The 14,814-nt window shown below is 39.4% G+C and carries 10 protein-coding genes; 2 read left to right on the forward strand and 8 right to left on the reverse strand.

What is annotated here, in order from left to right:
* Nucleotides 1–47: 47 nt before the first annotated feature.
* Nucleotides 48–1,241, reverse strand: a complete 1,194-nt coding sequence (locus tag E2I05_RS12405; RefSeq protein ID WP_121853623.1) for a tyrosine-type recombinase/integrase — start codon at nucleotides 1,239–1,241, stop codon at nucleotides 48–50.
* Nucleotides 1,242–1,422: 181 nt separating this feature from the next.
* Here E2I05_RS12405 and sbcB point away from each other — a divergent pair, with 181 nt between their 5' ends.
* Both sbcB and cdd read left to right on the forward strand, forming a co-directional pair.
* Entirely contained in the window at nucleotides 1,423–2,838 is a 1,416-nt protein-coding gene (sbcB, locus tag E2I05_RS12410; RefSeq protein ID WP_121853622.1) for an exodeoxyribonuclease I, read from the forward strand.
* A 126-nt stretch (nucleotides 2,839–2,964) separates the two neighbouring features.
* Nucleotides 2,965–3,855 carry a cytidine deaminase gene (gene cdd / locus E2I05_RS12415; protein WP_121853621.1) on the forward strand — a complete coding sequence of 297 codons (891 nt, stop codon included), beginning with the start codon at nucleotides 2,965–2,967 and terminating at the stop codon, nucleotides 3,853–3,855.
* Between the two features lie 334 nt (nucleotides 3,856–4,189).
* On the opposite strand, the gene E2I05_RS12420 is transcribed toward cdd, so the two are convergent.
* From E2I05_RS12420 to tssH, 7 genes are read right to left on the reverse strand one after another with little or no spacing between them, the layout of a single operon-like run.
* A complete protein-coding gene (locus E2I05_RS12420; RefSeq protein ID WP_121853620.1) occupies nucleotides 4,190–4,783 on the reverse strand; it encodes a protein kinase domain-containing protein in 594 nt (197 codons plus the stop codon).
* A gap of 10 nt (nucleotides 4,784–4,793) precedes the next feature.
* Nucleotides 4,794–8,258, reverse strand: coding sequence for a type VI secretion system membrane subunit TssM (gene tssM, locus E2I05_RS12425; RefSeq protein ID WP_121853619.1), 3,465 nt, complete (start codon nucleotides 8,256–8,258; stop codon nucleotides 4,794–4,796).
* Between the two features lies 1 nt (nucleotide 8,259).
* The gene (icmH, locus tag E2I05_RS12430; protein WP_121853618.1) at nucleotides 8,260–9,390 is read right to left on the reverse strand and encodes a type IVB secretion system protein IcmH/DotU; all 1,131 of its coding nucleotides are present in this window, start codon (nucleotides 9,388–9,390) and stop codon (nucleotides 8,260–8,262) included.
* Nucleotides 9,391–9,397: 7 nt separating this feature from the next.
* Nucleotides 9,398–10,714: a type VI secretion system baseplate subunit TssK gene (gene tssK / locus E2I05_RS12435; RefSeq protein ID WP_121853617.1), complete on the reverse strand. Its 1,317-nt coding sequence runs from the start codon at nucleotides 10,712–10,714 to the stop codon at nucleotides 9,398–9,400.
* Nucleotides 10,714–11,193: a type VI secretion system lipoprotein TssJ gene (tssJ, locus tag E2I05_RS12440; RefSeq protein ID WP_121853626.1), complete on the reverse strand. Its 480-nt coding sequence runs from the start codon at nucleotides 11,191–11,193 to the stop codon at nucleotides 10,714–10,716. The genes tssK and tssJ overlap by 1 nt, the downstream gene beginning before the upstream one ends.
* Before the next feature lies 1 nt (nucleotide 11,194).
* Nucleotides 11,195–12,178 (reverse strand): type VI secretion system-associated FHA domain protein, encoded by a 984-nt coding sequence (locus E2I05_RS12445; protein WP_121853616.1) that lies wholly within the window; start codon nucleotides 12,176–12,178, stop codon nucleotides 11,195–11,197.
* 15 nt (nucleotides 12,179–12,193) lie between these two features.
* Nucleotides 12,194–14,809: a type VI secretion system ATPase TssH gene (gene tssH, locus E2I05_RS12450; protein WP_121853615.1), complete on the reverse strand. Its 2,616-nt coding sequence runs from the start codon at nucleotides 14,807–14,809 to the stop codon at nucleotides 12,194–12,196.
* Nucleotides 14,810–14,814 lie beyond the last annotated feature (5 nt).

Genomic DNA, 14,814 nt, shown 5'->3' on the forward strand with positions numbered 1-14,814 from the left:
ATAATTAAATATTGTGCAAAAATAAACCTAATAAAAAAGAAGAACTATCAAAAAGTCCTTCTCTCTGCTTGCTTCAACAAGTGCTGATCTAGCAATTTAGCGTAAAGTTTGTAAGCTTCACGCTGCTCATCTATCCAGTCGTGCTTGTTGTAAATGGCCATTACACCAACTAACTCATGACCTAGCATTTTTTCCGTAACATGAGGCATGACTTTGTTTTCACTGAGCCTTGTGGTGATTGTTCTTCTAAAGTCATGCGGCACGAATGGTTCTAGTTTGAGTCTGTCATTCAGTCGTTGCACAAAGCGATTTATAGCATGTGACGTTATTGGAGCTTTAGGGCTCAAACCTTCGATTAAATACTCACGATTTTCGCCATAGATAAAATCGAGTTGTTTGATCAAGTTAATGGCTTTCTGATTGAGCGGACGCCTGATTGCTTTTTTAGTCTTTGAACGGTGTTTGGGTAAAACCCACAAAGCTTCATCCAAATCGAACTCTCGTCTTTTTGCAGCTCTAATTTCTGTATTGCGTGCACCAGTTAAAATTAATAGTTGAACGCAAATCTTACATTTCGGTGAAGCTCGACTTGCCTCGATCTGTTGCCAGAGTGCACACAGTTCGTTCCATTCAAGTACTCGATCTCGCTTGGCATGATGTTTACCAATCGCCTTTATTGGGATGTCTAAACAATGTGAGTTAGAAATTTCACCACGGGACTTTGACCAACGAATAATGGTTTTAATTCTTTTAAGAATGCAGCCAGCATTGGTAGCACTGGTATCATCACGAATTTTATCGAAAAATCTGATCCAGTCAGTATAGGAATATTTCTCAACATCTATATTAGCGTTGGGTTTGACGTATTTATTGTAGAAAGAAGCATAAAGCGCATTGGTTGTTTTAGATAATTCTTTGGTAGCGTACTTGTCTAAAAAATCTCTACAAATGTCACCCAGCAGACGTGCTTGCTTGTATCGAGATTGGTGAATTCTGGGATCTAGCCCTTCTTCAAGTGTCTTACGAAAGTCGAGTGCTTCGGCTCTTGCTTCAGCTAACTTGATATGAGGATAACAACCAATTTTAATTCGCTGTTGCTTACCTTGCCATCTAAAGCGATAATTAAAGGCGATTAAAGCCTTGGGCGATATTCTTACTGTTAAACCATCACGATCAGCGAGTTCTGTTTTCCCCGTATATGGTGACTTGATATTTCTCAGTTTACTGTCTGTAAGAGCCATAAAATGTACCTCCAAGTCTTTATATATTTGATGCACATTTTACACTTTTTTGATGCACAATTTGATGCACATTTTTTAATGTTACTAGCCGAACAAGCTCGAACAACATAGAACAGCAACGAACATCAATTTGTTACCAAACAATGAGTTAAAGATTAACTGCCAACAATAAAGGACAACCATGAACAACAGCGAACAGCCAACTTTATTGTGGCACGATTATGAAACCTTCGGAGTAAGCCCTTCAAAGGATAGGCCATGTCAATTTGCAGGCATCCGAACAGATCTTGAACTGAATATAATTGAAGAGCCTATCAGCCTATACTGCAAACAATCATCAGACTACTTACCACAACCAGAAGCTATTTTAGTCACTGGAATTACGCCTCAACTTGCTAATTCGAAAGGGCTACCAGAATCTGAGTTTATGGCTCGTATCAATGCGTTATTTAGTCAGCCAGAGACCTGTGTTGTTGGTTATAACTCTATACGTTTTGATGATGAAGTATCACGCTATGGCTTTTATCGAAATTTTATTGAGCCTTATTCTCGCGAATGGCAGAACAAAAATTCACGTTGGGACATCATTGATTTAGTTCGTGCTTGTTATGCTTTTCGTCCTGAAGGTATTAACTGGCCGGAGAATGAAGATGGCAGCCCGAGTTTTAAGCTTGAAAATTTAACGGTAGCTAATGGTTTAAGCCATGATAATGCTCATGATGCTATCTCAGATGTAAAAGCTACTATTGCGCTAGCCAAGCTCATAAAAGAAAAACAGCCTAAACTCTATGATTACTATTTCAATCTAAGACGTAAACAAGCCGTTTCAGCTCAAATGGATGTGCTAAATATGCAGCCTTTATTGCATGTTAGTTCACGCTTCAGTTCTGCCAATGGTTGTACCGCAATTATTGCACCTGTTGCACATCATCCTGATAACAAAAATAGTGTGATATGCGTAAACCTTAATATGAATTTACAACCACTTATCGATCTTGATGTTTCGGATATCCGCGAACGTATGTACACATCACGAACTGATTTAGCGCCGAATGAACTTCCAATACCCGTAAAACAAATTCATTTAAATAAGTGCCCTTTCATCACAACAGCCAAAACCCTCAGTGATGAAAATGCACTCAGGTTAAACATCGATAAAGAGTTTGCAAGACAGCAATATAAACTTCTAAAGCAAAACCCACATATTAGACAAAAAATGATTGAGCTTTTTAGTACTGATGATTCGAGAATAGCGTCAACAGATCCTGACTTGATGCTCTATTCTGGTGGTTTCTTTAGTCAAGCTGATAAAAGTAAAATAGCCATCGTTCAACAAACCAAACCTGAAAATTTAGTCGCTTTAGAGGTTAACTTCGACGATGAACGTTTACCTGAAATGCTATTTCGATTCCGAGCGCGTAATTATCCAGAGTCGTTAACTAGTGATGAATATTCTAAATGGCGTACATTTTGCCAATCGAAACTTGATGATCCTGATTATATGATCCGCCTAGAAAATTTGTTACACGAAACAGAACAAGACGAACATAAACAAAAGTTATTAAAAGCACTTTGTAACTATTTACAATCTTTATAGCAAGTGCACAATATTCAAACGGATGTGATTAAAAATAAAAGTAATTGAGACCCTAATCTCATTATATTATCTGATACTTATTTAAAATCATGCTACATAAACGAAACAATTTTGAGGATTCGGGACATGCAAGATAGATTTGTTCCCAGCATTGCCCACTTACCACCTTTACTTGCACAAGCACTTGTGCCTTTATTGGACAGCGATTTTTCAGGCCATTTTGAAGCGAAACAAATTGAAACTTTAAAACGTATATCCGGTCTCGAAGAAAACCAACTTCTTGAAGCTTTATTGCCTGTTGCAGCAGCATTAGCAACGCCTACGATAAGCGAATTTTATGTTGGTGCTATTGCAAAAGGTACCAGCGGCGATATTTACATGGGTGCCAATATGGAACTTAAAGATGAAGTTCTTGGCCATACCGTCCATGCAGAGCAAAGCGCAATCAGTCATGCTTGGCTAAAAGGCGAGAAAAGCATCACTGATATAGTTGTTAATTACAGCCCTTGTGGTCATTGCCGCCAATTCATGAATGAATTAGTGGATGGTTGTAATATCCATATTCACTTACCTGATCAGCCGACTCAACGCTTAAGTCACTATTTACCTTATTCGTTTGGACCCAAAGATCTCAATGTCACTGAGCCGCTACTCGCGTCAAAAGCCATTCAACTGAAATTAGTGAGTGAAGACCCTGTAATTCTTGAAGCTACCCACCAAGCGAATAAGAGTTATGCTCCTTATACTGGTACTTATGCAGCAATCACATTTGAGCTAGATGATGGCTCTTTATTTTCTGGTCGATATGCCGAAAATGCCGCATTTAATCCGTCAATGATGCCAACGCAAATGGCGTTGACTAACTTATTGCGTCACAATCGTCAAGCTTCTGAAATTGTTAGAGCCGTTTTAGTTGAGTCAGCATCAGGTAAAATCAGTTTGGCGAACGCAAGTTTGGATGCTTTACATACTTTAACTTCAGTAGAGCTCGAACATCTTGTTGTTGAACTCGAATGACTAAATAACCTGAGCTCTACGTGAGCAAAACGTTATTTAAAGCCAACGTAAAACTTCTAGGTTGGCTTTTTTATAACTCGAAATAATCACATCGCGTTTATGTCGTAGGGAATACTGCCCTCACATTAAGATACTCTGAAATCAAGATAAATTTGTCGATATTTTAGTACTCAAAAACGTAAAAGACCGTACCGAATGCAACACAATTTTGAACAAAATGAGCGGCAATTCAATTCTCATTCTATTTTTTGGCTTTTCTTTTTTATTAAAGACAAAGGGAAAACGGTACGTAGTCGAGTCTGAAAAACGCCATTATTCATTATAGCTTAGCGTTTTAGCTCTTCATTGCTTTAATAAACGATACTTGCCTCTTTATTTGCTCCAAGTTATCTTCATCAGTTTCAATTTCTACAACTTGGTCAATGAGCTTTAGTAATGAATACCAATCATCATTTGGTTCGACTATTCCTAATCCTTTTAATTGGTTCTCTGAGGCAAAACATGGTGTGAGTTGCCATTGTTCAAACTGACGTCTATCACGCCCTATTCTCTCAAAAGCACCAAAATCAATAAGCCTTACAGTATGTGTTTTTGGCAGATAAAGTATATTTGAAGGTTTAATGTCTCCATGTACCCATCCTTTTGTATGGCAATGTCGAATTGTTTTAATGATTAATGGGAGTATATCGAGAAACAACCCAATTTGATTTAGTGCAAAGCAATTCATTGGAATTGCTGACGGCTCATATTCATAGTGAATTTCGAGCCGCTCGTCATTTCGCCCTAACACTTTTTGAATCCCCTGCCCTCGACAACTTTGAGCTGCTGTCCAATCCTTCACTAGGGCTAGGAGACTAGGGTATCGTTTTATATAAACGGCTGAACCATTGAATATGGTTTCAACCGTTTTGTTTGTTACCTCAAGCACAGTGTAAGAGTTACAACTCTTTGGGTAATGAGAAAGTCGTAAACAAAGACTTGTCTAAAACTTGGTTTGAGTTACGCAGTGTGTAGTCAAAGAGCATACCATTACCATTGAGTTTATAATTCAATTTACGAATCAAGCGTGTTGCTGTTGGCGAAGAACTATTTTCAAACAGCACCCTAAAGAATGCCCACTGTCCATAATAAGCTTTAGTCGCAACTCGATTATCACCATGGTAAAAATTAGTACTCAAAAAACCGTCAACTCCAGCTGAAGGCCAATTTATATCGCTCCATACTCTCGGACCATGATTGTATTTAAAAATACTTTTTTCTCCACGGATCTGAAATTCGGTAATGTCGGTACTCATTGAGCTTGGTCGTAACGAAATATTAAGCCCAAGCTCTTGGCCTGTTGGACCAAAAAATAGGTGGCTCAGTTTACGAGTTTGACTTAATTGCTCCAATGATGACGCTTTTATTGGCAAATGATAACCATCGACCTCTTTAAGCTGTAATTCACCATTATCCCAATACACAAAAGGTTTCAGCATTACTTCAACAAACTTATCAATACGCCCTTGTGGCTTGAAGGTCTGTGAGAAGTCTTCAAGTGTTACCTCACCTCGCCCACGAAGCTCGAATGGGAACCGGCCAGAAATGGCTTGCGTATAAAACTGATAAACTCTGTCATCCCACTGCTTATTGATAAAGCTCATATTGGCATTGATTACCGCTTTCCAAGACTGCCGTGAAATACTTTTTGCCCACTTGGCAACTTGTGAAGGTGCTTTCGCGCTTTCACTGCCGAAGGCTGTAATGGCATCTTGACTGCCTTCGGCATGAGCTTGTGCGTAATCGTGCATTACTTTTGTTGGGTTACTGCTTAAAAGTGCGGTATCAAAATAGGTATTAAGCCCGTCAAACTGTTGGATAAAGCCATCAACTGGAATGGTTGATCCACTTTTTCCTGTTCCTTCAACATAATCAGCATACGACTTGAACGCTTTATTGACGATAAATGATGGCTGAATGGTCAATAGCTTTGACCCAACTGCACGATTGATGCGATCAGCTTTACCTAATACTTTTGATGCTTTACTTAAACCTAACTGGCTCGCAACACGTTTATTACTCTTGGTATCAGGCTGCTCTTCAATGGCTAATTTAGTATTAACAACAATAGCTCCCAGAACATCTAAAACAGGGCTAGTAACAGGCTCTCTAGCACTACGCAGGGCATAAGAAAGATCTTGGGTTGATTTAAATTGTTTAATGCGGATATTCTTAATTAAGCTTTTCCAATAAAAAATATAATCCGTGAAGTAGAGCTTTTGTATTTGCTTGCTTAACTCGGCTAACTCCGTTACCGATGGTGATTCACCTTCTTTTTTCAGTGACTTTAATTCTGATAACTGTCTACGTAACAGTTTAGATTTAGGTGTTAAATCTAAATTGCTGTAACCCTGCTTTGTTAAAATTTCAGGAATTAAGTAACCATGAAAATTTTCAGTGAACGCAAACATTGAGTCAAACTTTTCACCCAGCTGACCTCGAATATCTACTTGATTACGATACTCTGGTAGGCTTTTAATTCGAGCATAAATCAAACGCTCAGTTGAAAGCCCTTCTAGTTTGCTCGCTGCAGATGCAATGAGTGTTTCATTGGCTGTTAATTGCCCTTCATAATCGCCAGCAAATAGCTCATCAAGCATGTTAGATAAGGTGTTGAAGTTATGAGAGGATACACCACCTTGATCTTTCAAGGTATCAAGTATAAAAGCATGTAACTCTTTAACATCTAACCTTTTTTTATCAAAAAGCATTGAATAGAATCGTAAAATCTCGAAAATTTTACTAGGGTTTTCTAAGTTCGAATAAACAAATAATTCACTGCTGATTAATTCTTCAATTTTAGGAAGCAGCATAACTTTTAACTGCTCTTCATAGGTTAAATAGATTCTTTCGGCGGTGTTATCATCTGTAACGCTTACTCTTTGATACCAAGGCTTAGGCGAAATCCCTTCAACTGCAACCATTCTAAGTTCACCAAGCACAGCGGTAAGCTGAGAAATACTATATGGTTCATTCTGCAGTCTATGAATATCGGTATTGTATATTCGGAGCTGGGCAAGAGAGTTTGTACGCCATTGCTCATCTTGATTCCAGTTATTCTTTAATAAAACACCTGCACTCATGATCATAGCTGCTATCGCGGCTAACATTGCACTTCGAACAAAAATATAACCTGCATGGCGAAATTCGTTCACTCCCACAATTCTGCTTTCTGGCAAAATTACATGGCTGAATATTCTTGGAGAAAAATAATGCCGCCTATCGGTAGCTTGCTCTCTAATAGCTTGAGTATTAAATTCAGCTTTATCCGCTACTGATTGGGTTAGTAAGTCAAATTCTGTGCCTTTTTGACTGCAAGAAAGGAAATATGCTCCACGCAGCCAAACAGCTTCTCTCACTCGGTTTTCACGGCCTATTTCAACTAAAAGCTCACTAACGAGTTTGAAAAAAATTCGTAACTGATAAGGTAACCCAAGGATTGAACTGGACTTATCATGACTTAAGTTAAACAATAATTCGAATTGCTGTTTTGCAATTTCAGACAATAGTTGCTGTGTTTGTTGTTCAAATTGTTCACCGTCAAAACCACGTTCTTTATCATCACAGGTAAAGGTGACACCAAATGGGTTATCGACATCACAACCTGTATACCCCTCAAAAAACTCAACAAAATCAGAAATTGCATCCGCTTTTGTGAAAATGCTATACACAGGTATTTCAATTTTCAGGCTGCTGCTCATTGAGAGTACAGCTTGCTGAATAAGATTACTCATCTTACTGCGTGATTTACGGTCACCATTTAACAGACGATCACAACCTATAAGTGATAAAATACCATTAACCCCTTGACGCGGTCTGTATTTCATTAGTTGCTGTGAAATTATCAGCCAAAGCTCGTCATCAATGTTTTCGTTATCGAATATTCTATTACCAATCTCAATGGCAACCAGTTTATCGTTACTCCAAAATTTAATGTGATGAGTCTGGCTAATTTCATCTGAGGAATTCTTTAATAATGGCTCTAATCCGTTTTGTTGTAGTAATGCACTTTTAGCGTCTTTTTGCCCTCCAAGCACCAAATACCAAGGCAACTCATAGAGACTATCCAGTTTATTACCGCCATACCCTTTTAATTTGCGGTTAGCTTGCTTGAAAAGTGACTGAATAACTTGGGTGTCTTGCTTTAATAAGATTGTTCTTTCGAGTTCTTCTTGTTGTTTTTTTTGTTTTCTCAGTCGACGGTAAAACCAATACGAAGCCGCTAAAACTGAAAACGTGGACATTGCCATGCCGACAAAGCGGATCCAAGACCAGCCACTGTTATCGGGTACAAACCACCATATTAGCGCGCTTAATCCACACATTATTATGGTTAAAAACAATACTGATAGCATTTTTGTCATACTATTTTTGCGCCTTTCTGATCGTGGCATTTAAACCGAACTTTACTTTCAATTCGTTATTTAATTTTCTTATTGCTAATAGATCGTTGCTGGCCTTAATTACCAGCTCAATACCGTGTTCATTTTGTTTAAGTGCCGTGCTGTACCCAGACTTATTGAGTATCGCGGCTAATTGATTTGCATCGGCTGAAGTCGAAAATACGGCAAGCAATATTTCCCAATCAACTTCATTCATATGACTGTGCATCATGCTTTCTTTTATTGAATTACCTGCATTTTCATTTTCAGCATCAATTTTCTGCTCAAGCGTATATTCATTTATCGACGCTGATGTTTTATCAATAAGCTGTGATTGGGCAATTATGGTTTGGCTACGGTTGTAGTACCAATATTCAGAAAATACATAGCCACTCACAATCAATAACCCAGCTAAGGCGGCCAGTTTTCTCATACTCCACATACGCCAAGGTTCTTTTTCAGTAGGCAAAGTTGGTGTTCTAGGTATTGGCAACACGCTTTCTGTGCGGTAATGCCTCAATACCTCATATACGCCAGACTTTATTTCATGCAAATCTGTTTCATCTTTGTGTCGATATCGACCTTTGAAACCCAACATCAATAAGACATATTGCAGCTCAATAAAATCAACTAATTTTGCGGGTTGTTCACAGGCTTTATCCAATAACTGGAAAAAAACTTCACCGCCATTTCTTTCTGAAAAGGTCTTACTCAACAATGAATGGTTTTCCCAGCGCGCCTTTTCACCCCATGTCGTGTACAAAATGGCTTCATCAAAGGCGGCGCAGAGCACAAAACAGCTTTTTTCGATGATACTGGGATGATAATCAAGATGAACACCTTTTTGTCGAAACGAAGCAATCGCATTGATAAGACTTTGCCTAAATCGATCGATATCCAGTGGAGAGCCTTGCCTTGGAATAGTCACTAAAATTCCAATTAACTCTGTCACGGCATTGAGTAAAGGGCTTCCATATATGTTTAACCCTTCGATCAAACGTTCAGCTCCGGTTAGATCGATCTTAAAAGACTCATGCACAGCTTCATTTTGCTCAAGGTTAAAGTTCGAACGTCGCATAACAACAGTCGGTTCTTCATTGAATAATCCGCTCATTGTTTACCTACCTAATCACATGGAATTCGACGTTAATATCTTCAATGCGTTCATCAATGTGCAACGCAATAGGTTCGTCTTTCTTAATGAGTGCTTGCCACAGTTCAGATTGAGTATCCACTTCAAAATATGCGGCGTCATGTTTGGATTTCAGCTCTGATGGAGCGTAAGGCAAGTTTCTGAGTGCAACACCAGACAATGCATTTCTCACTAATTCGGCGATTGCACTGTTACCAGCCAATTTTGCGGCTTTAGGAAAGTTTTCGCTTAAACGAGCAGAACCAAGGCTTGAGGTAACAACGAGCACAAACTGCCCTTGTTGATATAAACTTCTGTCCTTAATTAAGGTACGTAGCAAACGACGGCTCGCGAATAAATTAGTATCCCATTTTAAAGTGGTAACATTATCTATTTGCACTTCACGCAGCAGTACGAGTAACTCTGAGAATACCGTAGAGAAAATGCCATAAAGATCGTTAGTGTTCCACGCAAGAAACTCTTGAGGTAATTTCCCCTCTAAACCTTGCATTTGACCAACCATAGAGATGCATTCTTGATATAAATGTCTCGTAAGTAGCATACCGTCACCCAACCAGTGCTTTAGTTTTGGTAACCACCCACTTAATGCCTGTAACCACAAGTAATCACGCATTAATGTTTGATAGCTCTTACTACCACTTTCAGCTTGTATACGAATCGCTAAGGTATTCGCACGATATTGCATATGAGCAAGTACATCAGCCACACAATCTTTTAAATATGGTGAGACACCAAATTGTAAGCAGTTAGGCACAAACGCTTGATTTAAGACGACCCCACTTTCTGCTTTAAATTCACTGACTAGAGCCACTGGCAGTAATGTGTAATCTCTCAGTTCATCGCCTTCAAGCTTTAATGTCACGTTAGGTACCGCAAGATCTAAAGATATAGGCTCGCTTTGTTCACGACTGATATCAAATACCTGATGTTCAACTTGTGAATAACGTAAACGTTCATCGTCCCCTACGCTCACAGCGCCACTTCGTGAAACGGGCAAAGCAAGATAAACAAGTTTGCCATTAGTGTTCTTAGGGATATCAAGTACTAACTCTTCTTTAACCGTAAAGGGTGTACCGTCAGGGAATATACCTTTAGCGAGTCTTACTCCGACTTTTCCTACATTAAATAAAGCGGTATCAATCTCGAGTTGTGATAAACCATAGAAATTGGGCGCTACTTGGCTCGCATATTCACGGGTGAAATGCTCAAGGTAACGTTCTTGTTGTTGGAAATGTTGCGGGCTTAAGAACATCCCTTCACTCCAAACAATTTTTTTAGTATCCATTATTCTTCACCTGTAACAGAAAGACTTAAACCATCGATTTCAATCGTAATGGCTGTAGCACCTAGAATGATCGGTTGGAATAACGCTTTATTTTTTGCTTCTCGATAATCAGCAAAACCTGCAATCACTGCAATAAATTTGGTTTCCGCTCGCAGTGGTATTACTTCGCGTCGTTTTTCACCAGGCAATATGCTCTGTAAATGCCTTGATGAAAGCATCCCTGTTTTCAGTACGCCCTGTTCATCCGTGTATAGTTGGAGAAAGTCTGCACGACTAAATGCTTCGCTGTCTGCAAGTTGATATATGCGTAATTCAACCGGCGAAGACTTGCCTTTCACATTAGGATTAATATTCTGCGCCGCTTCAATGTTTACAATTAATTGTGAATGCAGTTCTACATCACCAGACCATAGACTCGATATGGTGCTGCACCCGCTTAACAAGTTAAGACAGGCAAACATTAATATAAATTTTTTCATGTTAGGTTTTTTCACCTGCATTTCGCTGTTGCCTCAAAGAATCTTGAAAATAGGCATGAAACTTGACCTGCCAATCTCTATTTTTCTGCTGCCGCTCAAAATATCGTTTATACATTTCCCAATATTTTGGTTTACCAGAAAACATGCTCGGTGACGAAATATCATTAAACATGCTTTCAATGTACTCAGGAGACATTTCTTTGAGTAAGCGAGTTATGGCCATTTCAATCGCTGTATCCGTTTGAGCTTTCATTTGCTCTTCAATATGCCTAAGTTGGTTTATGGCAAAGTTCATATCAAATTGTGAAAGTGATTGAACTGGGGCAGGTGCAGTTTGAGGTTCACGCATAGGAAAAGATAAAGACCCTTTCAAGTCTTCTTCTTTAAACGGATCATCATCAACACTATCAAAATTGGTAGAAAATGAGCTGTGTTGTTTTTCTTTTATTTCAGTGTCATTGAGGAAAGGATCGTCTTCAACGACATTATCAGTGGTAATGGTGAAGTTCACATCAGAATGTTGTTGCGATTGTCTCTGCTTCAATGTGGTTTGAGCCTTCATTGAATCATCAATAATGGTGTTTTCATCCGAGCTAAATGGATCATCGTCTAACTCACTATACTCTGAAGGCTGTTGCAGCTTCTGAGACCTTGCTGATTCAGGTGAAAAACAGGACACTAACAAACGATATTTCCCGATACTCAGAACATCACCATCGTTTACCGTCGATTGATTTCCTTTCCCCAATGGCTTATCCGAGCCATTGATGAATAAGCCATTAGTGCTGTTGTCTAATATCTGATAACCGCGGTTGGATTTGCGAATAATGGCATGTGTGCTTGAAATTGTACGTGTAGCATCATTCAATTGCATGACACTACCGTATCCACGACCGATTTCACCACCATTTTCAGGAAAGGCGGTTGTCCACTCTGAAATACTTTCACCGTCTGGTGAGCAAATTATTCTTATGGATAGCGACATGTTTATCACTCTTTACTAGTTAATTTCGATTGTGAATTTACCATTCTCGGAAAATACCTTCACAGCCTTAATAGGTTGAGCAAGACTCATTCTTTCGATACATTGATTCGCCATTTGTGGCATCAAGTTTCTATTGATGATCTGCTCAATCGCCCTTGCACCCGTTTCAGGTGAATTATTGAGTTTCACTAAATCATTGATGACGCTCTCGTCATATTCGAAACTGGCGGCATAATGTTGACGAACACGTTTTGCAATACGCGCCATTGAGAGTTGCGCAATTTGTGACATTTCGTCTTCATTAAGTGGAAAATATGGAACGATTGTTGTCCGGCCTAAAAATGCCGGTTTGAAGAAGCGCTGTAAATCAGGAAATATTTGCTGTGTTAAATCAGAAACTGACGGCCTTTTATCTTCACAGGCTGCAACAACCGCGCTGTCTGCTGCGTTTGAAGTCATAATGATGATCGTGTTTCTAAAGTCGATGTTGCGGCCTTCACTGTCTGAAATGCATCCTTTATCAAAAATTTGATAAAAAATATCGTGCACACCTGGATGCGCCTTTTCCATTTCATCAAGTAGTAATACGGAGTATGGGTTTTTTCTTACCGCCTCGGTCAGCACACCGCCTTTACCATAACCAACGTATCCAGCAGGAGAACCGAGTAGCATGGAAACTTTATGTTCTTCTTTAAACTCAGTCATATTGATGGTGGTAATATTTTTTTCACCGCCGTAAAGTTCATCTGTTAGTGCTAATGCTGTTTCTGTTTTGCCGACACCACTTGGCCCGCACATTAGAAATACGCCAACCGGTTTTCTTGGATCGGTTAAACCAGCACGGGACATACGAATCGCTTTTGATATTTCAGAAATAGGCGCTGTTTGACCTATTACCCGTTTACCGATAAATGATTCCAAACTCAGCAAACGATCAACCTCTTGCTTTAGCATGTTGCCAACTGGCACACCCGTCCAAAGCGAGATAACCTCAGCAATGGTTTGCTCTGTTACTTGTGGAATAACTAATGGCTGCTCTCCCTGAAGCTCTCTGAGCAAAGCCATTTTACTTTTCAATCTAGTTCGTTCTTCACTGTGTGTTACGTCTTCTCCATCATTAATTCTGCTGTCTAACTCAGTCTGAAGTGTAATGATTTCAGTCACTATGGCTTTCTCTTGCTCCCACTTTTCAGAAAGTCGTTTTTGCTCAGTCGAAAGTTCAGCTAATCGTTCTTGTGCTTTACCTAACTTCGAAGAATCAATCGACCATAAGGATTCTTCGTGAGAAATGGCTTTGATTTCATTTTCGGTATAGCGAATTTGTTCAACCAAGAATTCCAATTTTTGTGGGCACGCGCTTTGGCTCAATCCAATTCTTGAACAGGCGGTATCCAAAAGACTGATGGCTTTATCTGGAAGCTTTCTTTCAGGCAAATAACGGACTGAAAGCGAAACTGCAGCGGTGACAGCCTCTTGCATGACTTTCACGTTGTGATGAGATTCAAGACTATTTTTTACTCCGTTCAACATTTGAACAGCATCATCTTCACTGGGTTCATTAATTGCAACGAGCTGAAAACGACGTGTTAGTGCGGCGTCCGTTTCAAAATACTGTTTATATTCTGCCCAAGTTGTTGCCGCTATTGATCGGAACTCTCCCCGAGCTAATGCTGGTTTCAAAATATTGGCCGCATCATTTTGCCCAGCTGTACCACCAGCACCAATCAAGGTATGTGCTTCATCAATAAACATGATTATTGGTGTTGTGGATTGCTTAATTTCGCTGATAATATCTTTTAAGCGATTTTCAAATTCCCCCTTGATACTGGCGCCAGCTTGCAACAATGATAAATCAAGGCTTCTTAATTCAATATTTGCCAAAGAAGGCGGTACATTGCCATCGACAATTTGTTGCGCCAACCCTTCAACAATGGCTGTTTTTCCCACACCAGGGTCGCCAACAAGTATTGGGCTGTTTTGGCGCCGACGACACAAGATATCAATCGACTTTCTTATTTCTAAATTTCTGCCTGAAATTGGGTCTAGTTCGCCATTTCTAGCTACTGCTGTTAAATTTTTTGAATATTTATCTAAAGAAGGTGTATTAACACTAACGTCAGTATTGGAGCGACCAGCAATACTGCCATGATCAACTGGCAAAGGTGCAGTCTTATATTTATTCGACTGTGCCTTCAACCATTCTGATGATAAACCCTCAATCCAATTACTGAGTGAACCATTATAAGCACCTTGGGTAATACGCTGTTTTAGAACAAGTAAAAGATGATATTCGTTAATCGAGCCTTCTGAGTGATTTAATGATGCTAACATCCAAGCATCTTTCAGTAATTCAACTAAATTAGCTGAAAGCGATGGCGCTTCTTTGTTACCTTTAGAGAGCGAATTTAACGATTCATTTAAGCGCTCCAGTAAAGTGTTTTTATTGGTTCCGCTGTATTCAGCCGTTCGATGCCAACCCATTGCAGTTTCTTGCAACAATTTAAAGAACCAATGTTCCAGTTCGATGGAGTAATGTGAACGCGCTAGACACTCACCTGCTGCACTTTCTAAGCTTGCTTTCAGTTCGGGTGTGAGTCGTTTGACTAAGCTTTGTAATTCTACTGTTATCATAAAGT

Source organism: Parashewanella spongiae (assembly GCF_004358345.1).
In the GTDB taxonomy this organism is placed as follows: domain Bacteria; phylum Pseudomonadota; class Gammaproteobacteria; order Enterobacterales; family Shewanellaceae; genus Parashewanella; species Parashewanella spongiae.

Excerpts from the sequence above, each read along its gene's own strand:
- sbcB (WP_121853622.1), top strand. The coding sequence starts at position 1,423 with ATGAACAACAGCGAACAGCCAACTTTATTGTGGCACGATTATGAAACC.
- tssH (WP_121853615.1), bottom strand. The coding sequence starts at position 14,809 with ATGATAACAGTAGAATTACAAAGCTTAGTCAAACGACTCACACCCGAA.
- cdd (WP_121853621.1), top strand. The coding sequence starts at position 2,965 with ATGCAAGATAGATTTGTTCCCAGCATTGCCCACTTACCACCTTTACTT.
- tssK (WP_121853617.1), bottom strand. The coding sequence starts at position 10,714 with ATGGATACTAAAAAAATTGTTTGGAGTGAAGGGATGTTCTTAAGCCCG.
- icmH (WP_121853618.1), bottom strand. The coding sequence starts at position 9,390 with ATGAGCGGATTATTCAATGAAGAACCGACTGTTGTTATGCGACGTTCG.
- E2I05_RS12445 (WP_121853616.1), bottom strand. The coding sequence starts at position 12,178 with ATGTCGCTATCCATAAGAATAATTTGCTCACCAGACGGTGAAAGTATT.
- tssM (WP_121853619.1), bottom strand. The coding sequence starts at position 8,258 with ATGACAAAAATGCTATCAGTATTGTTTTTAACCATAATAATGTGTGGA.
- tssJ (WP_121853626.1), bottom strand. The coding sequence starts at position 11,193 with ATGAAAAAATTTATATTAATGTTTGCCTGTCTTAACTTGTTAAGCGGG.
- E2I05_RS12405 (WP_121853623.1), bottom strand. The coding sequence starts at position 1,241 with ATGGCTCTTACAGACAGTAAACTGAGAAATATCAAGTCACCATATACG.